The 23031-nt window shown below is 59.4% G+C and carries 17 protein-coding genes; 4 read left to right on the forward strand and 13 right to left on the reverse strand.

Annotated features, from left to right (window positions below):
* Window positions 1-66: 66 nt before the first annotated feature.
* Window positions 67-1398, forward strand: a complete 1332-nt coding sequence (locus ASG25_RS13465) for a dicarboxylate/amino acid:cation symporter (protein ID WP_062474287.1) — start codon at window positions 67-69, stop codon at window positions 1396-1398.
* Between the two features lie 192 nt (window positions 1399-1590).
* Here ASG25_RS13465 and ASG25_RS22300 read toward each other — a convergent pair whose 3' ends face one another.
* The 8 genes from ASG25_RS22300 to ASG25_RS13505 all read right to left on the reverse strand — a co-directional run bounded on the left by ASG25_RS22300 (window position 1591) and on the right by ASG25_RS13505 (window position 8883).
* The gene (locus ASG25_RS22300) at window positions 1591-1737 is read right to left on the reverse strand and encodes a DUF1127 domain-containing protein (protein WP_082475825.1); all 147 of its coding nucleotides are present in this window, start codon (window positions 1735-1737) and stop codon (window positions 1591-1593) included.
* 288 nt (window positions 1738-2025) lie between these two features.
* Complete coding sequence (locus ASG25_RS13470) at window positions 2026-2583, reverse strand: fasciclin domain-containing protein (RefSeq protein ID WP_062474288.1); 558 nt, start codon at window positions 2581-2583, stop codon at window positions 2026-2028.
* 161 nt (window positions 2584-2744) lie between these two features.
* Complete coding sequence (locus ASG25_RS13475) at window positions 2745-3464, reverse strand: anti-sigma factor (RefSeq protein ID WP_062474290.1); 720 nt, start codon at window positions 3462-3464, stop codon at window positions 2745-2747.
* On the reverse strand, window positions 3461-4003 hold the full coding sequence (locus tag ASG25_RS13480; protein WP_082475826.1) for a sigma-70 family RNA polymerase sigma factor: 543 nt from the start codon (window positions 4001-4003) through the stop codon (window positions 3461-3463). The genes ASG25_RS13475 and ASG25_RS13480 overlap by 4 nt, the downstream gene beginning before the upstream one ends.
* A gap of 202 nt (window positions 4004-4205) precedes the next feature.
* Complete coding sequence (locus tag ASG25_RS13490) at window positions 4206-4814, reverse strand: DedA family protein (protein WP_062474296.1); 609 nt, start codon at window positions 4812-4814, stop codon at window positions 4206-4208.
* A gap of 64 nt (window positions 4815-4878) precedes the next feature.
* Window positions 4879-5637, reverse strand: coding sequence for a sulfite exporter TauE/SafE family protein (locus ASG25_RS13495; protein ID WP_062474641.1), 759 nt, complete (start codon window positions 5635-5637; stop codon window positions 4879-4881).
* 156 nt (window positions 5638-5793) lie between these two features.
* Entirely contained in the window at window positions 5794-7320 is a 1527-nt protein-coding gene (locus tag ASG25_RS13500) for an aldehyde dehydrogenase (NADP(+)) (RefSeq protein ID WP_062474299.1), read from the reverse strand.
* Between the two features lie 177 nt (window positions 7321-7497).
* Window positions 7498-8883 carry an FAD/NAD(P)-binding protein gene (locus tag ASG25_RS13505; RefSeq protein ID WP_062474301.1) on the reverse strand — a complete coding sequence of 462 codons (1386 nt, stop codon included), beginning with the start codon at window positions 8881-8883 and terminating at the stop codon, window positions 7498-7500.
* A gap of 525 nt (window positions 8884-9408) precedes the next feature.
* On the opposite strand from ASG25_RS13505, the gene ASG25_RS13510 reads away from it, so the two are divergent.
* Entirely contained in the window at window positions 9409-10653 is a 1245-nt protein-coding gene (locus tag ASG25_RS13510; RefSeq protein WP_062474303.1) for a hypothetical protein, read from the forward strand.
* Between the two features lie 4827 nt (window positions 10654-15480).
* Here ASG25_RS13510 and ASG25_RS13530 read toward each other — a convergent pair.
* Both ASG25_RS13530 and ASG25_RS22800 read right to left on the reverse strand, forming a co-directional pair.
* Window positions 15481-16818 (reverse strand): TolC family outer membrane protein, encoded by a 1338-nt coding sequence (locus tag ASG25_RS13530; RefSeq protein ID WP_062474643.1) that lies wholly within the window; start codon window positions 16816-16818, stop codon window positions 15481-15483.
* Between the two features lie 195 nt (window positions 16819-17013).
* Window positions 17014-17229 carry a hypothetical protein gene (locus ASG25_RS22800; protein WP_156379777.1) on the reverse strand — a complete coding sequence of 72 codons (216 nt, stop codon included), beginning with the start codon at window positions 17227-17229 and terminating at the stop codon, window positions 17014-17016.
* 1683 nt (window positions 17230-18912) lie between these two features.
* On the opposite strand from ASG25_RS22800, the gene ASG25_RS22805 reads away from it, so the two are divergent.
* Window positions 18913-19161, forward strand: a complete 249-nt coding sequence (locus tag ASG25_RS22805) for a hypothetical protein (RefSeq protein WP_156466891.1) — start codon at window positions 18913-18915, stop codon at window positions 19159-19161.
* A 250-nt stretch (window positions 19162-19411) separates the two neighbouring features.
* A complete protein-coding gene (locus ASG25_RS13550) occupies window positions 19412-20275 on the forward strand; it encodes a hypothetical protein (protein ID WP_062474314.1) in 864 nt (287 codons plus the stop codon).
* Window positions 20276-20291: 16 nt separating this feature from the next.
* Here ASG25_RS13550 and ASG25_RS13555 read toward each other — a convergent pair whose 3' ends face one another.
* The 3 genes from ASG25_RS13555 to ASG25_RS13565 form a co-directional block, all read right to left on the reverse strand.
* Window positions 20292-20975: a right-handed parallel beta-helix repeat-containing protein gene (locus tag ASG25_RS13555; RefSeq protein ID WP_162242190.1), complete on the reverse strand. Its 684-nt coding sequence runs from the start codon at window positions 20973-20975 to the stop codon at window positions 20292-20294.
* Window positions 20976-21052: 77 nt separating this feature from the next.
* Complete coding sequence (locus ASG25_RS13560) at window positions 21053-22648, reverse strand: hypothetical protein (RefSeq protein ID WP_062474316.1); 1596 nt, start codon at window positions 22646-22648, stop codon at window positions 21053-21055.
* The gene (locus ASG25_RS13565; protein ID WP_062474317.1) at window positions 22648-22989 is read right to left on the reverse strand and encodes a hypothetical protein; all 342 of its coding nucleotides are present in this window, start codon (window positions 22987-22989) and stop codon (window positions 22648-22650) included. The genes ASG25_RS13560 and ASG25_RS13565 overlap by 1 nt, the downstream gene beginning before the upstream one ends.
* Window positions 22990-23031 lie beyond the last annotated feature (42 nt).

Raw genomic sequence — 23031 nt, forward strand, 5'->3', positions numbered from 1 at the left:
AGTTATCCTCCCGAGTAGGAACAGTCCCGGGAGAGCCTGTTGGCGGGGGACGCAAGGAGGAACGACATGCACGCGATACCCGAAACCATGGAGCCGCAGGCCAAGTTGCCCTTTTACCGGCACCTCTATTTTCAGGTCCTGACCGCGATCATTGCGGGCATCCTGCTGGGCCACTTCTACCCGCAACTCGGGACCCAGCTGAAACCGCTCGGCGACGCCTTCATCAAGCTCGTGAAGATGATCATTGCGCCGGTGATCTTCCTCACCGTCACCACCGGCATCGCCGGCATGTCGGACCTGAAGAAGGTCGGCCGTGTCGCGGGCAAGGCGATGCTGTACTTCCTGACGTTCTCGACCCTGGCGCTGGCCGTTGGTCTCGTCGTTGCCAATGTGGTCCAGCCCGGCGCCGGGATGCACATCACAGCGGCTTCGCTCGACGCGACGGCGGTCGAAACCTATACGGCGAAGGCGCATGAGGCGAGCATCGTCGGCTTCCTCATGAACATCATCCCGCAGACGATCGTCGGCGCATTCGCCGATGGCGACATCCTGCAGGTCCTGTTCTTTTCGGTGCTGTTCGGCATCGCACTCGGCATGGTCGGCGAGAAGGGACGCCCGGTCACGGAGTTCCTGAATGCTGTCACCGCCCCCATGTTCCGCCTCGTGGCCATCCTCATGAAGGCTGCCCCGATCGGCGCTTTCGGCGCCATGGCGTTCACCATCGGCAAGTACGGCATCGGCTCGATTGCCAACCTCGCCTTCCTGATCGGCACCTTCTACCTGACGTCCGCGATCTTCGTCTTCCTCGTCCTCGGGGCTGTCGCGCGCTACAACGGCTTCTCCATCGTGGCCCTCATTCGCTACCTCAAGGAGGAACTGCTGCTCGTCCTCGGGACGTCGTCCTCGGAGGCCGCGCTTCCCGGGCTGATGGCGAAGATGGAACGGGCCGGCTGCAAGCGCTCCGTCGTCGGCCTTGTCATTCCCACGGGCTATTCCTTCAACCTCGACGGCACCAACATCTACATGACGCTTGCCGCGCTGTTCATCGCCCAGGCGACGGACACACCGCTTGGCTACGGCGATCAGATCCTGCTGCTGCTCGTCGCCATGCTGTCGTCCAAGGGGGCCGCCGGCATCACGGGCGCAGGCTTCATCACCCTCGCCGCCACGCTCTCGGTCGTGCCGTCGGTGCCCGTTGCCGGCATGGCACTGATCCTCGGCATCGACCGCTTCATGTCGGAATGCCGCGCGCTCACCAACTTCATCGGCAACGCGGTCGCAACCGTTGTCGTCGCCCGCTGGGAAAACGAGCTGGATACCGATCAGCTGGCGGCAGCTCTGGCTGGCAACGCGCCTCCGCTTACCGAACCGGCGCCGGCACTCCCGGCTGCGGCATAACCGCCAGCCTGCAAGGTGCCCGTCCGCGCTCCGGTGCAGACGGGCTCTCCACGAAATGCCTCCCAAGGCCAGCCCCCGCCACAGGCGGGGGTTCTCGTTTGAACCGTCAGCAGAAACGCGAAACGCCCGCGACACGGCGCGGGCGTTTGGGGGAGCCATCCCGCAGGGGACGGCGGCCGTCATGCAACAGGATCAGAGCGCAGCGGCGGAGCGGGCAACCGTGCGGATGTCGCTCCGGGCGATACCGAGGTCGTTCAGTTCGCGGGTGGACATGCGGCCGAGTTCGTTGACCGTCTGGCGATACTTGCGCCACGTGGTGAAGGAGCGAGCGACGTTCATGATGTTCCCTTTCCAAGGTTTTCGAGGGCTTTTTCGACCGGTCCGGATGTCTCCGAGACGGTGAGCCTCGTCGGTGTTCGATGACCGTTTTATACCCCTCGACGCCACGACCAACCAGCGTGAAGACCTCACACCATCCATGCACCGGTCGCACGCCTTTCCGTCGTCCTTCAGGTCGCGCTGCGCGGAACACGGTAGGACCACCAGGCCGAACGCGGTTCTTGGAAAAGAAAAAACCGGCCGCCCCTTTCAGAACGGCCGGCTTTAGCCGTCATGGTTCGGCTGAACTTACATCTTCGGCAGAAGCACCTTGTCGATGACGTGAATGACGCCGTTCGACTGCTTCACGTCGGCAATCGTCACATGCGCTACGCCGCCGGTCTCGTCTGTGAGCGTGATCTTGCCGCCCTTTTCCTTGGCCTTCAGCACGCAGCCGCCGACCGTCTTCACGTCGTGCTCGCCGCCGTCATCCTTGATCATCTTTGTGATCGCCTTCGACATCGCGTCGGCGGCCACGACGTGGCAGGTCAGGACCTTGGTGAGCTGGGCCTTGTTCTCAGGCTTCAGCAGCGTTTCGACAGTGCCCTTCGGAAGAGCTGCGAAGGCTTCGTTGGTCGGAGCGAAGACCGTGAACGGGCCCTTGCCCTGCAGGGTCTCGACCAGGCCTGCAGCCTTGACGGCAGCAACCAAGGTCGTGTGATCCTTGGAGTTCACAGCATTCTCGACGATGTTCTTGTCTTCGTACATGGCAGCGCCGCCGACCTTCGGATTGGCGGCATAGGCGGAAACGGCGGTGGCGGAAACGAGTGTCGCAAGGGCGATGGTACGGAGTGCGGATGTCAACATTGAATGGTTCCTCTTCCTGTTCGGTTCTCGGCCCGGCGCGATAGCGCCTTTCAGGGCGTCACGTCTCGGGTGACACAGGAGATACGAGGCCCGTCCCGAAACAGTTTCGGCCGGATCGTGATCCGGCCGAAATAATTTACAAAAGATTGATAAGATCGCGCTCAGGGATGACGAGCCTGTCCCGCCGCGATCACAGGACCGGTGGGAAGACCTGTCGGCGACCCGCCGGGCGGCTCGACGCTGACAGCAAGCGTGATGCCGTCGCCCAGGCTCGCACGATGCGCCGGGGCGATTTCGATCACGCCCTGCCCGTCCTGCGGCAAGACGCCGAGGGCGACGGGTGCGGCATCCCCGCCGGGGACCAGCCACAGCTCCAGAGAGCGCGGCTGACCGACATCGGCAGCAACGGGGGTGACGGCCAGGCGACCGCTCGCGGCATCATAGGAGGCCAGCAATGCCAGCGGCGAACCCTCACCCTTCATGGCCGCCACGAGCGGGGCGGAGACAGGCGACGGCTTCGTGCCCATCAAGCCTTGCTGCAAGCCAAGCAGGACCACGACAGCAGCCATCGACGCGAAGGCGACGCCGCGCCAGACCGCCACGGAGTGCCACCAGCCTGAGCGCGTCAGACCGGCAGATGACGCGAAGAGACGGGCCTCGATTTTCGGATAGACCGACCGGGGCGGCATCTCTTCGTCCGGCGGCTCCAGTGGACTGAGGCGGTCTTCCCATTGCGCAACGAGCCGGGCGAAAGCCGGTTCGCGTTCGATCCGCGCTTCCAACCGTTTCCGGTCGGCCAAGGACAGCACGCCCACGGCATACTCGGCGGCAAGCACCTCGTCGCGGGAGCGGTCTCTGTCGCTGTCATCGGTTTCGCTCATCGCTCCAGGCACTCTTTCAGCTTCAGGAGGCTGCGGCGCAGCCAGGTTCGCATCGTATTCAGCGGCACGTCATAGCGTTCCGCCAGTTCCTGATAACTCAATCCCTCTACATAGGCGTTCCGGACGGCATCGGCCCGTTCCGGCGGAAGTTCGCCCATGCAGCGGTCGATCCGCCGCCCCTCGCCGAGGCCGATCGAAACGGCCTCCGGATCGGGACTGCCGTCGACGATCTCCAGTCCCTCCTCGCCGATCGTGTCGGCTGCCGGCCGACGTGACCGGATCATGTCGATCGCCTGGTTGCGGGCGATCGCGGCAAGCCAGCCATTGGGGTTTATACCCGTCGCCGCATACCGGTCCGCCCGTTGCCAGATCTTGACGAAGACATCCTGAAGAGCATCCTCGGCATCCGCCCGATCCTTGAGGATACGCAGGCAGATGGCAAAGAGTTTCGGGGAAACGGCGGAATAAAGGGACGCCAGTGCCGCGCGGTCGCCCATAGCGACCCTTGCGATCAGACCGGCGATATCAAGACTTGGCACGAAGCCGCCTTTCTCACGGGAGAAGCCGCACCGACGCAAAGGCCGGTGGCTTCGAAGGAAGAGCAGACCGTCAAGCCGCCCGTCGACAGTGCGGCGCAAGATACCGTGCTTTTCGCCGCTGTCCAGTCATGGACAAGGCGTGGGTCTGGAAAGCCGGTCGGCAGCATCGACCCGCCGCTGCGACAGGTCGTGTTTCCGGGTATCAGCTTTCGCCTCGCAGCGGTTTGAACGTCGCGACGCGATAGGCGTAGATGAGGACGATCAGCACGAAGATCGCCGTGGACACGGGATCGACATAGGCCGAAACGACGTCATAGGCCTGGCCGAGCAGGTAGCCTGCCAGAGCAAGGCCGGAGGTCCAGACGACCGTCCCGATCAGCGAGAAGATCGTGAAGGTGGCGAGAGGCATGCGGGCGATACCGGCCGGCACCGAGATCAGCGTTCGGATCGTCGGGATGAGCCGTCCGACGAGGATGGCGGTTGCACCCTTCTCGCGAAAGCGCCGGCTTGCGGCATCGACGTCTCCCTCCGTCAAGGTCAGCCAACGCCCATGCCGCGCTGCGAGCCGCTTCATCCGCGCTTCGCCGAGTTTGCGTCCGGCATAATACCAGGGCATGACGCCGAGCAGCGAGCCGATGCTGCCGGCGACGATGACGGTCACGATCGACATATCGCCCTGCGAGGCGCGATAGCCGGCAAGCGGCATGATGAGTTCCGACGGGATCGGCGGGAAGATGTGTTCGAGGAACATCAGAAGCGCAATGCCCCAGGGTCCCAATGTCTGCATCAGGCTTTCAACGAAATCTTCCATGGATCCTCGTGCTGCATCGTTTCGAGACCCAATGTTATGGTGCTGCAGCGCGAAAGGAAGAGGCTTAGGGGACGAAGGTGATCACGTAATCGGCAATAAGCTTGATCGACAATAGCAGCAATGTGAACTGCACGATCTGGAAGAACAGACCGTCTGGGATGACCAGCGTGAGCCTTCGGCCGGCAATGGTGCCGATGATGGCCGCTGGCGCCAGCCAGAGAACCAGCGACGTATCATAGTGGTCGAACTGCTGGAGTTGCCAATAGGGCAGGATCTTTGCGGCATTCACGATGGCAAAGAGAATGGTGGAGGTGCCGGCAAAGGTCATCTTCTCCAGCCGTTGCGGCAGCACATACATCTGATAGGGCGGCGCGCCGGAATGAGAGACGAAGCTGGTCACGCCCGTCAGCGTGCCCCAGAACAGGCCGCGCGGCACATCGGCGTCCCGCGCGACTGTCCGGTAGCGCGCACCGAACCAGATGTTCAGGCAGAAGAGCACGCCGACAAGCCCGACCAGCGCGCCGATCACCACGGCCGAGAGATGCGCGCTGAACAGCCAGCCCAGAAAGACTCCGAAGAGCGCGGCGGGCGTCAGGATCGCAAGGTTTCGGCGCGAGAAGTCCTTGCGGTAGAGATAGAGCCCGACCATGTCGCTGGCGACATAGATGGGCAGAAGCAGCGCCGCTGCGGTGACCGGCGAGATGACCAGGGCGAGGAGCGGCACGGAAATCGTGCCCACCATCGGAAGGCCGCCCTTGGACAGCCCGACCAGAAAAGCGGCAGCGACGGCAATGGCGATCACCAGCGGCGTATGTTCGATCATGAGATTGCCGGCGCGCACGCCGCCTCGGGGCGAGAGAAAGCCGGAGGCGAAACATATGTGCGGGCCACGGCATGTCCGCCGATCTGTCAGGATCGGCGGGGCGGCGTCAAGTCTTTCGGGCGCCCGCCCTTCAATGGGCGGTGGAGAAGTAAAGGCTTACCGAGCCAGCGCGCGCGGCAGGAGTGCCGTCGGCATGTCCTGGTAGCTGACCGGTCGCAGGAAGCGATAGATCGCAAGCGTCCCCACCGATGTCGTGCGTCCATCCGAGGTTGCCGGGTAAGGACCGCCATGGACCATGGCCGGCGACACCTCGACGCCGGTGCCGAACCCGTTGACGAGCAGGCGGCCGGCGAGGAGCTCGAGCTTCGGCAAAAGCTTGCGGGCCGCGTCATGATCGGCGTCGTCGATATGGAGCGCCGCCGTCAGCTGGCCTTCCATGGCATCGATGACGGCTTCCAGCTCGCCGGCATCGGCGCAGCGGATGATAAGACCGGCGGCACCGAAGACCTCGTCCTGCAGTGCGTGATGCGCGAGAAACGCCTTGGCGCTGGTCTCGAACAAGGCGGCTCGGCCCTGCATCGCCGTCCCTTCCAGACCCTGCGCCAGGGTCTTCACCTCGGCATGGCCGGACAGGCGCGCAACGCCGGAGAGGTAGGCCTTGCAGATCCCGCTCGTCAGCATGGTCTGCGCGGGGATGGCGCGCAACGCCTCGCCGGCCGCATCGATGAAGGCATTAAGGCCGGGACCGTCGATCGCGAGAATCAGGCCCGGATTGGTGCAGAACTGGCCGGCACCGAGCGTCAGCGATCCGGCGAACGCCTTGCCGATGGCGGCGCCGCGGTGCGCGAGCGCGTGCTCGAAGAGGATGACGGGATTGATCGAGCTCATCTCGGCATAGACCGGGATGGGTACCGGGCGCTCGGCGGCGATTTTCATCAACGCCGTGCCGCCGGCGCGCGACCCGGTAAAGCCGACGGCGCGAATGCGATGGTCGGCCACCAGGGCCTGTCCGATCGCCCTGTCCTCATCGAACAGCATGGAGAAGGTTCCAGCCGGCAGTCCGCAATCGGAAACCGCCTTCTGGATGGCGCGGCCGACCAGTTCCGATGTTCCGGGATGGGCGGAATGCGCCTTGACGATCACCGGGCAGCCGGCTGCGAGCGCCGACGCGGTGTCTCCACCGGCGACGGAGAAGGCAAGCGGAAAGTTGGACGCTCCGAACACCGCCACCGGACCGACGGCGATATTGCGCAGGCGCAGGTCCGGCTTCGGCGCGGGCTTGCGCTCCGGGTCCGGCGCATCGAAGCGCAGGCTCTGGAACGCGCCGGCACGCACTTCGGCGGCAAACAACCGCAGCTGGCCGACCGTCCGGCCCCGCTCCCCCTCGAGCCGTCCACGCGGCAGGCCGGATTCAGCCATCGCGCGCGCGATCAGGTCGTCGCCGATGTCGAGGATGTTCTGGGCGATGGTGTCCAGAAAGGCCGCGCGGGCTTCCAGTTCCGTTTCGCGGTAAAGGCCGAAGGCCTCCCAGGCGAGCGCTGCGGCTTCCTCGACATCGGCGGCCGTCGCTCCGGCAAACACCGTGGGCAAGGCCTCGCCCGTCGCCGCATCGGTGCCGGTGATCGCACCGCCCTGCCCGCGCCGCGCCGTTGCGCCGATCAGAAGTTCGCCTGTGAGGGTCATGTTCGTCTCCTTCGTCCTGTCATGCGGCAGCGTCGACGCCACCCTTCGCGCGGCGCAAGGCCGCATCATCGCGTGTCGAGGTGTGTATAGGGCCTGGCGACGGCGATTTAAACCGCGGCGGACCGATATCCGCACGACGGCTCGGGATTTTCACCCGGAGGCAACGGCACCGGACCGTCAGGCGATTGACGGCATGGTCGCGGCCACAGTGGCGGCAATGGCGTTTGCGACATTCTGTGCCTGGACCCGGATATCGGGCACGGCCGTGATCTCCCAAAACTGACCCGCCGTGAGGGCCCCCACGGCATAGAGGCCCGTTCGCGCGCGGCCGTCGCGACCAACCGCGCGAGACCCGCCGTCAACCTGCAGGCCGAGCCCCAGCGCGTCGGGAACGACGATGCCCTGATCGGCCATTTGGGTCAAAAGCGGCGAATGCGCGAGACCGGCGCGTTCCATGCCGGTGCAGTTGATCACCCAGTCGGCCGCCAGGCGCGCAACGCCCTGCCCGCCACGGGGCCGGTACACAAGGCACGCACGGCCGCCGTCCATGCTGATCTCGTCCAGAAATCCGGCATGGACCTTGACCTGGCCGTCGCGGATCAGGGCGTCGAACCGTGCGAACACGGCGGGAGCGAGGCGATGCCGGTGGATGTTCCACCACGCCAGCCCGTGACGCAGAAAGCGGGACCGCTCCGCTGCCGGAAGCCGCTGCCAGAGCGCCTGCGTCCCCGGCCGCAGGCCGTCCATCACCGAGCGCCAGTCCGCGCCCCTGCGAACCTGCGCCCTCAGCGCCGCCAGGATGCCGCTCGCTGTCAGCGGATCGCCCGGAAGATCGGGCACCACGGGCGTGCCGTGCTGGCGGGCATGGGCATGGGTATGGGGAACAAGGCCGCGGCGCGAGAGAACGTGAAGGGTGCCCCGATGCCCGCGCGCGCGCAGCGTGAGCACCTGATCGATCATCGTCAGTCCGGAGCCGAGGATACAGACCGTGTCCTCCGGCTTGACCTTCGACAGCCATTGCAACTGCCAGGGATTGCGCACGATCTGTCGCCGGGCGGCCTCGGCGATCCGCGCGTCGCGAAGCGGCAGACCGGCCGCGCCGACGCCGAGGCAGAGCGCCACCGCCCGCGCCTGCAGCGCCTGGCCATCGGCGAGCTGGAACGACAGTCCCTCGTCCTGCAGGCTGACGCATCCCGTCGCCTTCGCCTTGATGAAATCGAGCCTTGCCCGCGAGGCCCGGTCCCGCAGCAGCGAGGCGAGCGTGTCGCGGAGGTAGAGTCCATAATCGCCGCGCGATGCGAAATCGTCGCGTGACAGGCCGCGCCCCCGTTGCTCGAGCCACTGGAGGAAATGATCCGGCGCGTCGGGAAAGAGGCTCATCCGGCCCGCCGGCACATTCAGCCGGTGCAGATGAAACTCGGTGCGATAGGCCGTGCCCCGACCGAAAGCCGGATCGTCGCCGACGACCGCGATGCTGGCCGAGGGCGGCAGCGATCGCAACAGGTGAACCCCGACCGCCGTCGCCGAAAACCCCGAACCGACAATGGCCACATCATACGCCAAGCCCCGCCCTCCCCACATGCAGCCCCGCATCAGAGACCGGACCGGCCCGGACCAAAAGGACGGCGTTCAGCGAAGGTAATGCGCCCTCGGCATTTGTCGAGTAATTTTATAGACGATATCGGGGAGTTTGCGGTCTGCTTGGATCGAGCCCGTTGATGCGTGTCCGCCGGCTCATGAGGCGGGCGATGATGTCATGTTCGCATGCGCCCTATCTTGCATTCGCGCGGAAGGATTCGGCCTTGACGAACTAGATCATTTGGTAGGCCCGGAGGGCCTATGAATTGCCAGTGATTTCAATTGGCTACTGGATCAGTTAGCCAGAGGTTTTCCCGCTCTGTTTCAATCGCCATGGCTAACCGATTTCGGCGAGAGCTCCACGGCCCCGAACGACGTATCTCGCTGCTCTAGCTGGCGGGCCTCGACACCCGCTGCGTTATAACGCAATCTCAAGGCACGACTCTTTGAGTTCCAAGTGAAGCGCTTTAAACCGCGCTACGGCGGTGATGCGCACCGAGAGGAGAACGTATGATCTACGATAACCCATTTTATCTAAAAGATACCCATGAAATAGCGTCTTTCACGGACAATTTTGACTCGAACGGCAATGGCACTCGATTCTTCGATCTTAACGGGACGGAAGAAACTGATACCTACGTCAACGGCATCCTCACAGAGACTTTTGCCGTTATAAACTTCAGCGAACTAAATCTGGCCCGATACGACCTGGCGGGGCAGATCATAAAATACGACAGGATAGATCTTTCGGCGGACTTCCGAGAAGGCTGGGCTTTTACTCCCACCGACCTCCGATATGATAGATCCGACTACAGCTACTCTACTTGGTCTCCTTACGTATTCGACGAATTCACATTCTCGTCGGACGACGGCGCTTATGCTTACTTTTTAAAAAAGACCGGGATGGATTGGAGTTACAACCTCTCGGAGCAGTACATTGACGCGCGGACAGGCTCCCTCTTGTCTTACGAGTTCTTGGCGAAAGACCATCTGATCGGGTTCTCCTTTTACTCCGGTCTACCGTCTGAATATCGCGAGACTTTGGCAAACGGTGATCTTCACGTTGAGAAGATTTTGGGCGATGGAAGCTTCCAAATCCTAGAATACTCCGCGACAAGAGCCTTGCTTGGCGAAACACGGTTCAACGAAGTCGGCGTCGTCTTTGACACTGATTACCTCCCTAACGGGGACCGGAAAACGATCAACTACGCCGGCACGATGGGTGACAAGTACGTTGCTTCAGAGGTTACTCGGCATAGCGACGCGTCTTTCTCTGAAACCTACTACGACTTGCTCGGTCGAGTTATCAAGGATGTCGATCGCGAAGCGGACGGGTCATCTGTCGTTTCGGTATTTTCCAGCGGCACCCAGACCGCGGAAAACATCTACACAGCAGGCAATAAACTTGCAGTGGCTGATCGATTTCTGCCGGATGGCCGGCACGAGATCGTTGCTCATCAGGCTGGGCAGACGCTCGAGGGTGGCGCTAAGAACGATACCCTTACCGACTTTGGCGACACGACTTTCGTGTTCAAAGAGAATTTCGGGAGGGACACCATACGGGGGTTTGACGCCGGCTCAGGCAGCGACCATGACGTCATTTCCCTGCTTGGAACCGCAGCCCAGTCGTTTGAGGATCTCCACTTCAACACGGTCCTTTCAGGACTTGTAGTGACGATAGACGACGACAATGCAGTAACGCTCGGCGGCGTCCAGATGTCCCAGATATCCGCGGACGACTTTCTGTTCCTATAGACGGTCGGCGACAGCGCGATCAGCTCGGTCGCGACCCAGACAACGATGTAACTTGCATGCCTGGTTTCTATAACAAGAAATCATAGGCCTGCAGCGGCATCTTCGAGGCCATGTCGATGGCAAAATCGATCTTTCCGTCGCCATCAACATCGGCTTGAACCTGACCGCCGGTGCTGTTTGAAATATATCGGAGTTCGCCAGCATGTTTCGTAAACGCGTTGCCTCCGATCCAAGTAAACGCTTCGTGCGCCGTCGTCTGCGAATTGGCATCGATCAGATGCANATATCGGAGTTCGCCAGCATGTTTCGTAAACGCGTTGCCTCCGATCCAAGTAAACGCTTCGTGCGCCGTCGTCTGCGAATTGGCATCGATCAGATGCAGATCAATCTTGTCTTCACCACTGACGAAGTCGCCAATGTAGTCTCTGCCTCCTGTCGCAGCCGTGCTGTCGCTGAGCTTCTCAAACCGGAACGTGTCGCGACCTGCGCCTCCATAAAGGAAGTCTTTGCCGCCGTTCCCAACCAGCACGTCATCTCCGGCACCTCCGCGAAGGCTATCTCCGTTGTCGCTGCCCAGGAGCAATTCAGCGGAAGCGGTTCCGGTGACGTTACCACCGGACACAGGGGNCGTCATCTCCGGCACCTCCGCGAAGGCTATCTCCGTTGTCGCTGCCCAGGAGCAATTCAGCGGAAGCGGTTCCGGTGACGTTACCACCGGACACAGGGGCATAGAGCTTCAGAACCATGTCCTTTTCCTGCGCAGGAGCTGCAGGACTGGTCAACGAAGCCGGTGACACAGATTGAGAAACTGTAATCGAGGATGGTGAGAAATCTGAGGCTTGAAGCGGCGTCTTCGTGGCCATGTCGATGGCAAGGTCGATCTTTCCGTCTCCATCAACGTCCGCCTGAATTTGCCCACCGGTGCTGTTTGAAACATATCGGAGTTCGCCAGCATGTTTCGTAAACGCGTTGCCTCCGATCCAAGTAAACGCTTCGTGCGCCGTCGTCTGCGAATTGGCATCGATCAGATGCAGNCGTCATCTCCGGCACCTCCGCGAAGGCTATCTCCGTTGTCGCTGCCCAGGAGCAATTCAGCGGAAGCGGTTCCGGTGACGTTACCACCGGACACAGGGGAACGGAGCACAAGGCTAGGGTCGGCAGATTGCGCCGGAGATGCTGGTCCGCCTGGTATGGTCGGCGTTGCCTGGGGCATCTCAACTGGAGGTGACGAGACAGGGGGTTGTGTAGGAGCGCTGGGCTTTAAAACAGGAGGAAGATTGGGTCCCTGCTCTGCTAGGATGAAGTCACTGGTTTTAAGGTCGATTTTGCCGGCAAGTTCAAGCTTGAAGTCAGACTTCAGGTCGCCGTCCGCGTCGATTTCGATGCGGGTAACGCCCGGCGATTGAGTGTAACGCACCTGCCAAGCATGGCCCGTGAAGCTCTCCGAGCCCAGCCACTGCCAGTCCGACAGAGCCTGCGGCGCCCCTGTGATCGTCGCAAAATCGATCCGGTCTGTGCCTTGCTCGAAATCGGAGATCAGGTCGACGCCGTCACCGGCTAGCGAGTGGTAAACGAAGACGTCCTTGCCAGCCCCACCAGTAATGAAGTCACGTCCGTCGTTGCCGACGATGACGTCGTTTCCGGCACCACCTTTGATGAAGTTGGAGCCGCTACCGCCGAGGATGTAGTCGCCCTTGTTGGTTCCGTAGAGTGCAGCGTTTGGAGACGCAGCAGTGATCCTGTTAAGACTTGCAAGGTCCGGCAGGGTGCCGACAGCTTCCAAGCCTGGTGAAACGGGCTTTCCGCTGGCGTGCATATTGTCAGCATAAATCATGTCCTTAGGACGAGATGTCTGCTCAAGGTCGCCATATTTGCCGAAGTCGATAACGTTATTGACGACCTTCACACCTGTGACGGTGCCGACTTGGCTCGCCGTATGGGTCAGACTGGCACCGTCCGACACCAAAACGGTCATGCTGCCGCCAAGAAGGATGTTGTGCTTGACCAGCACGTCGGAGACATTGCCATTCTCGCCTGTAATTCGCACAGCCTCGTTGGTTTCGGTCGGTGCGTCTAAGCGCGAACGCCAGTCGATGACGTTGTTGGAGATCACGACCGCGCCCGTGGTTTTGGAAATCCAAATGGCGTCTGCGTGCGCACCCGTAGCGTAGGCTCCCCCGGAAAAGTAGTTTCCGCTAATGGTTCCACTTTGAGCGTAGACGGCATCAGAAGGAGCATCCAGGAAAGCGTTATGGGTAAGGGTCGTAATCTCGCCACGCGAAATCACGAAACCTGCGTAGCCGATCTTATCGAGCTTGAGGCCGTCGAAGGTCGAGTGATCGACGGTGAGGTTCTTTGTTCCGGTAAAAGCATTGATGGCGTAGTTGCCGGTAGACGCATCAAAGCTGGAATTCTTGATCGTCACGTCGTCCGCCTGCACATTGATCGAGACACCGCGGAAGTCAAATCCATCCAAGGTCACGCCGGATTTCGTAATCACCAGCACGTTCAAGGCCTTGTTGTAGTAGACACCATCAGAGGTCTTTAGGGTAGAGAAGCTCTTGAGCTGATTAGAACTCAGGGAGTTTCCAACGGCCGAGTCGACAGCAGCAACACTGCTCAGGCCGTTATTACGCGCGATGGCGGCAAGATCCGAAGCAACATACATGAGAAAAGCCCCTGAATTGGCTGCGCGTGTCCATCACGCGCCATGCCGTTCTGTCAGGGAGAAAGCTAAACTCAGGACCTAATTTTTTTCTGCACTACAAACCTAGAATGCAAGTGTATTTCAGATATTTCCGCAGCTCTTTAGATCAGGATTAATTTTTTTTGAAAGCAGAAGCATAATAATAAATTGAATTTCCAAATGACAATCTATTCATCAAGCATCAGTGATAGGCAGTTCGGGCAATGTTCGTGAGCCTAGCGCTGTTGAATGGGCTCAAGGACACGGCTGACCCGACAACGATCTTCTGGTCGGCAAACGTTCTTATCAGTCCGCGCTGGTTTCCTCGCCCTACGCGGCCCCATGGGCGCTGGCGTGGAGCTACTACCCACCGGTTCCAGTAGTCGCATGCGCCCCTAAGTGATGATGGGTAGAAGCTTTCAGCTGCTCCGCCACCCTTTTTCACTGCGTAAGTCGCGGGAGCCGTTGACGGCAGGCAACCTAGGTAAGCCAGGCTGGGAAGTAACCCTAACTGCTAAGGTTACGACTGTAATCAGCTTGCAAAATGTTCTCGATGGCTACGTATAAAGCCATGCCCTCGTAGCTCAATGCCAGAGCAACTACCTCGTCTGTAGCAGATCCAGATTCAATTCGTCGGCAGGGGCACCAAGTCACAGAACGGCAACTACGGTCACCGAATAGCCCAACACGAAACGCGGAGGGTCAGTAACCGAGCATCACACAACATCAGGCAGCAACCGCTCCTTTCTAAAGTAAGTTGGCAGACAATACTGCATCGAGAGACGAGTCCCGAAGGCGCGCAAGAACCCTAAGGCCCTACCCCACCAGACTTAGGTCCTAAGCAGATTGACGGGGCCGTCAACGACCCTACCATTAGACATATGGCATTTTAGAAAAAGGGCACAGATTATGACTGAAGCGAACTTTGAGGATGAACTGACAAACTTCACAGTTGCCGTACGGTCTAGGTCGATCAAAGGTATTCACTACGAGCAGAAGCAGCAGAAAATGTGCGTTTTGACTTCCAGTGGGCGCTTCAAAATATATAAAAACGTGCACCCTAGTGTCGTGAGAGAAATCATTCAGCACCAATACCCAGGTTACGCATTTGATACAGCTCGCCGCGATATTGGGCCAGAATTGTCGCAGTTAACGCCGAGCGGCTTTCTTTCAGCAATTTCTGCAAGACGCGCTTTCCGGAATATAGGCGTTTAAATCTGTACAGAACTTTTTTAGGATGCTATCCATCACATGTCTGACTGTTAGTTTCGCACGTGAGCCGGCGAAGCATTTGGCCAAATATAGAAACTTGAAACTCTCAATCTTCCCCTACAGGCCTCTACTATCCGGAGACGACCCCATGAGGCCGTATTGAGTAGTTCTCAGCTTAGCCGTGGTAGGCCAGAAAGCCGAGAGCACTCCAAATAAACAGCGAGAGACTGACACAGGCGAAGTAGCTCTCCAAACGATACGACACGATTGACCCTCCCACATCCGCGCCGTTATTTGTGTCACTTTTACGAAAAGATTGCCATTAGCAAACCTCGCTATTGCTCTAAACATGGTCACTTGCTCGTTAATGCCTCACGCTCGCCAGATCCGTCGAGTTTGCGAGGCCGGAGAAGTAGCCCAAATGTGTTACCCACCAGATGATGATGTGGCACAAAGATGAGGCGTCAGAAAACCTTCACATGAAAATGACTCGACTTTTGTGCAATGCAGCAGCATGCTGCACTGCATACTTTAACGATTTCAAAACCAAACACTTTGGCCGCCGTCGCCCAACGGCGGCCGTTTGCTTGATGGGGTCTCAGTCAGGCTATCGTGTTGGCCGACAGCGTCGCCGGCCGGTCGATCAGCATTCGGGGAGCCGTATTCCCCTGACATATGACCGCCGATGAAACGCGGCCATCCTTCGACGCTGTCACCTGTATCCATGGAACAACCTTGCTGCCGTCGTGCGTGATTGTGTTGTTCTCAATGGTGACGCCATCCACAGTGTTAAGGGTGATGGGGCGATGCCCTCCTGAGGTTGCAACGGAAAGCCTATGGCAATACCGAGGGGGGGGGGGGCCGCGAAGGTTTAAACCGGCGACAGTACGGCTAGCCTTGTTATATCGACTGTGTACCGCAAGGCTGCGCTAATCGGTATTGGTGTTCGATCCAAACGATTTGTTCTTTACGGCTTCATAATGCTCTTCAGGGCGATATTCGGCCACAGCAACGTTCTGGCCCCTGACCGTCAGCGCGCCGATGCTGGCAAGAATCGAGTAACTGGCGACCACGGCATTGCGCTGTGATGCCGCAAGGCTTTCGCGGGCAACAAGAACTGACTGCTGTGCATCGAGAACGTCGAGCGTTGTGCGCTGCCCGACCTTCCGCTCCTCGATGACGCCGGACAACGCCTTATTTGCTGCATGGATCTGCTGTTTGTTGGCTGCTATAGCGGCGAGCGCTGCCTCAAGCTGCGCGTAGGAGCTGACCACCGTCCGGCGGACATCCATGCGGACCTTGTCAACGATCATGGCCTGCTGCCCCTCCCGCTCCTTGGCCTGCCGAATCTGGCCATACTCAACGCCGCCCTGATAGATGGGCACCTGAAGGCGGAGGGTGATGGAACCCGAGGTGGTGTCGATGCCGCCGTCTCTGAACGAGTCGCCAGTGTTGCGATTTACCAACCCTTGGATCGTCACTCCGGGCAGCATTGCGCCCTCTGCCTGCTTCACCCGATAGCCGGCGGCGTTGACTGCATATTCAGCAGCGATGATCTGCGGATTGTCCCTTAATCCGGCAGCAACGGCTTCGTCGAGCGTGCGCGGTATGCCGGACTTGGCGGGTGAAGCCGCCTTAATGTTTCGAGGCTCCCTGCCGACAATCTGGAAATAGACCGCCTCGCTCTGCTTCAGCTGGGAAACGGCCGTCGCGAGCAAAGCCTTGGAACTTGCGAGTTCCGCCTCGGCCTGACTGACGTCCGTCCGCGTCCCCTCGCCCAGCGTCCGCCGCGCGTTGGCGGCTTTCAACTGCTCCTTGAGAAAAGAAATGTTCTGGTGGCGAATTGCGACGACCTCTAGGTCACGCACGATATTGGCATAAGCTTCAGCGGCAGACAGGAGGATCGAAATCTCGTTCGCCTTCAGGCTTTCCCGACCGGAGAGCACCGTTGATTCGGAGGCGCGGACCTCATTCAATGTCTGGAAGCCATCGAAGATCTGCTGCGTGATTGTCAGTCCGGCGGAGCCCTCATGGAAGTCTCGCGGACGCTGCTGGAGCTCACTGTCGTAGCGAGTCTGCGTGGCGGTCACCACCGCAGAGACCTGCGGGCGGTATCCGGACTTTGCGATGGCGACCGCCTCGTCCACGGCCCGAAGCCCTGCGCGTGCAGCGTTAAGGTCAGGATTATTAACATATGCCTTCGCCATGGCGTCCGCGATTGTCTCGGCCTTAGCTACACCTGAGGGTGTCAAAGCGAGCATCATCATGGAGGCGGCGCGCACCAGGTTCAAATATCTTCTCCGCTCGGTAAGCTTCTATTCCTGAATAAGCGGTTATCAAAACGAGCTTACGCGAACCTACCGTGATGCCCCTTGAGCATGAGCTACAGCATTCAATCTGCTAGCGAGGCGAAGCACGGCAACGCAAGCGCCGGCCGCTTGGAACAGGACGCGCCGAAAGAGCTAACGAGCGGTATCGCGGAAAGTAGCTGCTCGTACGATGGCAAGTGGCCCAGAAGTTGGGCCAACGATCTGCACCGTATGTTTCAGCCGTCCAGTGAACAGCGGCCGGCCGTGCTCTCCAGGCGCAAGACGAACAATCCCCGCATCAGAAAGAATTGCCTTGGCCCATTTTTCGAGCGTCTGGCCCTTTGATGGATCGAGGGTGATGTCGGTCATGGCGCATAGGTCCCGATCGTGCCGTCCGGAGGGGCATTCTGACCAGCGGCCAGAACACAGTTCGGCGCGGCGTAAAGGGTGCCGCCTGCATATGCCTCTAGATCCCTGTCCATGCCCGTTGTAATGCAACGATCGAGCCACATCTTCGCCCAGCCGGTGAACGTCAAGAGACCGCAGGCAAACCCGGCGCGTGCTTCTCCACTACCCACAGCCATCCGCGACGGCCCGGCGGTAAAGCCGAGGTTCCACGACTGACTGTCCTGGATGTCGTGAATGGTCCTGTTCGTTCCGTTCGTATGCTTGCCGTTGACGCGAACGCCACGGCAGAACGTGTACGCGCTGGAGCCGTTGTTCGAGGCGTCCGTGCTCTCTGCCGCGTTCTGTCCGACACGATCCGACCAGCAATCGATTTCGATGAACGTCACTAAAAGGGCCAGGCTTGCGCCGCCGTTGTAGTTAAAGCCATCGGCTGCAATGCAAGCCGCACCACAGCGCTGCATGATGAGAGATGCCGGCCCACCCGATGTGAAGAAGCCATGCGAGCTGCCGGTGTATCCAGCGAAGCAATCGAGGAGATAGGCGACATGGTTGACTGTCGTACTGCTGGTGACCCGGAAGCCGCCCGAGCATCCCCAGAACTCACAGTCACGAGCCCAAACGGTGTAGCTCGTCGTCGTCTGGTTGAGCCNGCATGGTTGACTGTCGTACTGCTGGTGACCCGGAAGCCGCCCGAGCATCCCCAGAACTCACAGTCACGAGCCCAAACGGTGTAGCTCGTCGTCGTCTGGTTGAGCAAGAAGTTCGCATTTCCGCCCGTCGATGTGACGATCAGGCTCACATCTGGCACACGGTTGGCGATCAGCTTGACGTAGAGCTTCTTGTTCGCTGCATTGAGGTAGTGCGCACCGCGCCCATACTTCGATGATGGGGCGTTTGTGCGCTACGTGCGACATGATGGAAGGCTGAAACCTACAGCCGCAAAAATCTGTCTATGGGTGTGCATCGTTGCGGCGTCATTTCCTAATGAGCAAAAAATTTTGCCGCCACTTTACCAAGGGTGGCGGCCGCCTTTGATGTGGTGGTGAGGGGGCGAGGCCGTCAGGTGCTGAGGGGGCTAGCCCATGCCCTACAGTGCTCAGCTAGAAACATGAGTAGGCAGTTGTCGAATAGGCACTCACCGTCGTGAGCCTGCGCTTCCAGAGAACGGAACATGTCCTCGGTTACATTCTCAAGACATCTAGGTTTGCCAGAGCTGAAATAGACGACGAGCGTGTGAGTGAACTTATCGTAAGTGAGCCGCTGAACGGCAGATGAGTTAGTATATATAACGTCATCGTTATACTTGAGCGCCTGCATTGGTGCCTCCGGCCTACCCGATCGCTCGGATAGATTGCGATGTTAAGAGTGCAGTCATTGCACCCAGCAAGTACCAATGCGGCACAGAAATGAACGAAATCGAAAGAGGCGGACATGCATAGCGCAAGCATGCAAGAGGCACACGAGAAACCACGCCAACATATGATGATGGGGTGACGGTGCGTGGCATCAGGTCCAGTGAGTAAGATCCTAGGGACTTAAGGCCTTATAGACAGGTGAATAGCGGTCGAGATAACATTCTAATAGATAGGGTGTTATATTAAAGTGAAGCATATTAGATCACGTCGAGTTAAAGACTCGGCTATTTTGAACTACCGTATCGATGTTTTTCACCGAGGCATCAATCTAGCGTCCTCCGTTATGGCGGAAGCAGATCTGCGCCGGCTGTTGGATATGGGCGGATATTTGCAGATCTCTACATTTGAAAATTGGGTCGAACTCATCACCACAAGTTCTGAGAAGCATCAGTTTTCGCTCGATCGAAAAGGCACTGTTGTCTACTACGTTTCAGCGGTTGATGTTGAACCAACTCACGATACGCAAACGGTGCACTGACAAAATGCTGTAACGATCCCACAAGTTGATGATGTGGTGTTGTGCGCTGCGTGCGACATGATGGAAGACTGAAACTTACAGCCGCAAAAATCCGTCTATCGGTGTGCACCGTTGCGGTGTCATTTCCCAGTGAGCAGAAAATTTAGCCGTCACCTTACCAAGGGTGGCGGCTCCCTTTGACGATGGGGTGGTGAGGTCGTTGACCGATCTATTAGCCGCCGATACCTTACGGCATCTCACGAGGTCGGCCATGCAAAGTCTTTCCAACTTTCTTACAGCTTTAGCATCCCTAGCTTGGCCCGCTGTCGCCTTTTACGCGTTCTATGTCCTCCAAGATGACATCAAGACGCTCATCGGGCGCTTGCGCAAAGGGAGGCTATTCGGACAGGAAATTGAGCTAGGCGATGAACTTATGCAGCTGGAGAGCAGGGTCGAAAGCGTGATTGACTCCGTTCCCGGAGTAGCGGTCTTGGAGAGCGAATCCGCGCTCTCTTACAGGGACCGTATATTAGCTGAGGCCGAGCGGTCTGCACTAGGGGCCTTTCTTCGAGTTTCGAGCGACCTTGAGCTCATGGTCAACCAAGTCTTAGCGAGAACCGGGTGGCATGGAGGGCGAACCAAGTATTCGGTTCGAGAGGGGTTCGCTCGAATACCTCAGAATTTGACTGGGCGAGAGCTTTTGAAAACTGTTGAGCAGTTTTCCCACCTGCGGAACAGGATTATCCACGAAAGCAGATTGGTCTCAGAAGAAGATGTCAAAAGGGCTGTCGAGATTGCCCTTTTGCTAGTCGAAGCCTTAAGAAGTTATCCAATCGAGGAAAATCGCGTGAAGGATCTAGTTGATCTTTACGCCGATGATCACGAAAATTCACTCATAACGTTCGGACTTAGGGGTATTCGCTTAGAGACAAGACACGGGGACTTACCCCTGCAGATTAGGATCTATCCTACGACGAAAACCTGGTACGAGCCAGGTCAGCTCGTTTCATGGGACTGGGATACGAAATCGGTTTACGGCGAGATTTTCTATCGCGATCCAATCGAAGGCATCTTGAAACTCGCTTTCAATTCTTCCGCAGAATTTATTGGGCAGCCACTAGTAGATTTGAACTGATGTTAATGGCGGAGGTTCAGGAATGAAGCGGCCAATCGTCCGGCGTTCGGTTCCCGTCAATGATTAGATCGGTTGCCCGCTTTGTCGGATAGAGCCAGTCCATATTCTTTCCCCAGCCGCTGACGACGTTGTCACGGATGGCGATGCGCTCGCAGCGCGTGTTCCTGTTCGAGGTTGGATCAATGCCGGCCTGGATGGAAAAGGTACCCCCGATCAGCGTATTGCCCTCAATCGTCACATCCCGCACCACCGCCCCGGCTGTGGCGGAAACGCGGATGCAGTTATTGGGACCACCTGGCGCACCCGGCAGAGCGCGCCAGTCGAACTTGTTGTTGCGGATCGCCACCGGCCCCGTCGTCTTCGAGACGGTGACCGCGGCCGAATGGGAGCCGGGTCGGCCCCACGGGTCGGAGAACTCGTTGTCCTCGACAATACCCCTTGAGATTAGGATGCAATCAGATCCGGCACCCTTGAACGTGCACTTGCGAACGGTCAGAGTTCCGTCCCGGCCTGAGATGAACGCCATCTGCTTGCTCGCCGCGTGTTTGGTGTCGAACTCGCAACCGAAGACCGTCAATCCAGATCCCGACTGCTGATCGACCGTGAAGTTGCCAGCCGCGCCGAACAGGCAGTTCATGATGGTTACGTCGTCGGCGACCACGGAGACATAGAATTCCGTCAGATCGTAGCCGTCGAGCATATAGCCCGGCTGCTGGATGATGATCCGATTTCCGGATCGACGGACGAGACCAGTCGTCGGGATGGCTGCTACGCTCTTCATAGCGCGTAGCTCCCGATCGTGCCGTCCGGAGCAGCATTCTGACCAGCGGCCAGAACGCAGTTCGGCGCGGCGTAGAGGGTGCCCCCCGCATACGCTTCAAGATCCCTATCCACGCCCGTCGTGATGCAGCGATCAAGCCACATCTTCGCCCCGCCGGTGAACGTCAGGAGACCGCAGGCAAACCCAGCGCGTGCTTCACCACTGCCCACAGGCATCCGCGACGGCCCGGCAGTGACACCGAGGTTCCACGACTGACTGTCCTGGATGTCGTGAATGGCCCTGTTCGTTCCGTTCGTGTGCTTGCCATTGACGCGAACGCCCCGGCAGAACGTGTGCGCGCTGGAGCCGTTGTTCGAGGCGTCCGTGCTCTCTGCCGCGTTCTGCCCGACACGATCCGACCAGCAATCGATTTCAATGAACGTCACTGAAAGGGCCAGGCTTGCGCCGCCATTGTAGTTAAAGCCATCGGCTGCAATGCAAGCCGCACCACAGCGCTGCATGATGAGAGATGCCGGCCCACCCGATGTGAAGAATCCATGTGAGCTGCCGGTGTATCCAGCGAAGCAATCGAGGAGATAGGCGGCATGGTTGACTGTCGTACTGCTGGTGACCCGGAAGCCGCCCGAGCATCCCCAGAACTCACAGTCACGAGCCCAAACGGTGTAGCTCGTCGTCGTCTGGTTGACTGTCGTACTGCTGGTGACCCGGAAGCCGCCCGAGCATCCCCAGAACTCACAGTCACGAGCCCAAACGGTGTAGCTCGTCGTCGTCTGGTTGAGCCAGAAGTTCGCGTTTCCGCCGGTTGATGTGACAACCAAGTTCGCATCGGGCACACGATTGGCGATCAGCTTGACGTAGAGCTTCTTGTTCGTGGCATCGAGGTAGTGGGCGCCGCGGCCATACTTCGCCGCCTGGGCGTTGATGGCGGCAACAATGGTCGCCTCGTCGGTGGCAGCCGGAAACGCTCGCGTCAGTTCCTTGGGCCTGCTGACGCCATCCGTATCGACCCCAAGGTTCGCCATGTCGATGACGGCAGAGGCCGGCGTCTGCGTTGTGTACGTGGACACGTAGACCGTGGCATCGGTCGCAGTCGCAACAAACGCAGGCATCGCCGTGTCACAAAGCGAGATGATCTTCTGCCCCGGCGTCGAGCTCTCAATGACCAGATTGCAGGCCTGCGGCTGCCCGCTCCAAGAAGCCTGCACACTCGATACGACGTCCGAGTATTTGTACGTGGCAGGATCAGCCAGGATGCGAACTGTTCCACCCAGCGCGTTTGCGGCGAGGATAGCCCGCTTTAGCGATCGAACCCGTAGGGCATAGGTGAGGCCGCTGTTCGCGTCGGCACCACCGGGGCCGACATAGATCGTATTGGTGTAGACGGGCTTTGCTGCTTGAATGTCGTAGTTGGTCGCAAAAGCGCCGCCCGTATCAGTAACGACAAAAGGCACCGGTAGTGTAAAGCCGCTCGGGGCAAGACGCTGGCCGGGCAAGGCCCCACCACCCTGCCCTGGGGTGCTACCTTTGCGCTCGCCGATCGCCGTGACGACGTCGCCGATGTAATCCAGGCTTCTACCGACGAGCCTCTCCATCACGCAGCCACCGCGTTGCACTTCCACCCAGCTTTGGCCGGAAGGTCCTTTTCCTGACCACCAACGAGATGTTGACGGACGGTCGACCTCTGACTGCCAACAGCCTGCGACGCATCGGGCGCAGCATCCACCGCAACGTAGATCTCGGACGAGGATGGTGCGCGAACGCGAAAGACGAGCGAAGCCTCATCTTCCGAAACGAGCCCCTGCTGCACCCCCGGCGCGACTTGCGTGGTCGTTCCGCCAATCGCGACGGTCTCGGACCAGAGAGGAGAAAACAACTTTACGCCGCGGCGGTCGATAACGTAGCCGCAGGTGACATGAACGCCTGAAAGAGCCATGGGAGGTATCCTTGTTTTTGGGANAGAGAGGAGAAAACAACT

It is taken from the genome of Rhizobium sp. Leaf384, from assembly GCF_001424065.1.
Lineage (GTDB): Bacteria > Pseudomonadota > Alphaproteobacteria > Rhizobiales > Rhizobiaceae > Ferranicluibacter.

Coding starts and splice junctions, on each gene's coding strand:
- ASG25_RS13510 (WP_062474303.1), top strand. CDS start 9,409: ATGATCTACGATAACCCATTTTATCTAAAAGATACCCATGAAATAGCG.
- ASG25_RS13555 (WP_162242190.1), bottom strand. CDS start 20,975: ATGCTCGACGGCTACGATCTGACGGAATTCTATGTCTCCGTGGTCGCC.
- ASG25_RS13565 (WP_062474317.1), bottom strand. CDS start 22,989: ATGGCTCTTTCAGGCGTTCATGTCACCTGCGGCTACGTTATCGACCGC.
- ASG25_RS13550 (WP_062474314.1), top strand. CDS start 19,412: ATGCAAAGTCTTTCCAACTTTCTTACAGCTTTAGCATCCCTAGCTTGG.
- ASG25_RS22300 (WP_082475825.1), bottom strand. CDS start 1,737: ATGAACGTCGCTCGCTCCTTCACCACGTGGCGCAAGTATCGCCAGACG.
- ASG25_RS13470 (WP_062474288.1), bottom strand. CDS start 2,583: ATGTTGACATCCGCACTCCGTACCATCGCCCTTGCGACACTCGTTTCC.
- ASG25_RS22800 (WP_156379777.1), bottom strand. CDS start 17,229: ATGACCGACATCACCCTCGATCCATCAAAGGGCCAGACGCTCGAAAAA.
- ASG25_RS13500 (WP_062474299.1), bottom strand. CDS start 7,320: ATGACCCTCACAGGCGAACTTCTGATCGGCGCAACGGCGCGGCGCGGG.
- ASG25_RS13530 (WP_062474643.1), bottom strand. CDS start 16,818: ATGATGATGCTCGCTTTGACACCCTCAGGTGTAGCTAAGGCCGAGACA.
- ASG25_RS13495 (WP_062474641.1), bottom strand. CDS start 5,637: ATGATCGAACATACGCCGCTGGTGATCGCCATTGCCGTCGCTGCCGCT.
- ASG25_RS13475 (WP_062474290.1), bottom strand. CDS start 3,464: ATGAGCGAAACCGATGACAGCGACAGAGACCGCTCCCGCGACGAGGTG.
- ASG25_RS13465 (WP_062474287.1), top strand. CDS start 67: ATGCACGCGATACCCGAAACCATGGAGCCGCAGGCCAAGTTGCCCTTT.
- ASG25_RS13560 (WP_062474316.1), bottom strand. CDS start 22,648: ATGGAGAGGCTCGTCGGTAGAAGCCTGGATTACATCGGCGACGTCGTC.
- ASG25_RS13490 (WP_062474296.1), bottom strand. CDS start 4,814: ATGGAAGATTTCGTTGAAAGCCTGATGCAGACATTGGGACCCTGGGGC.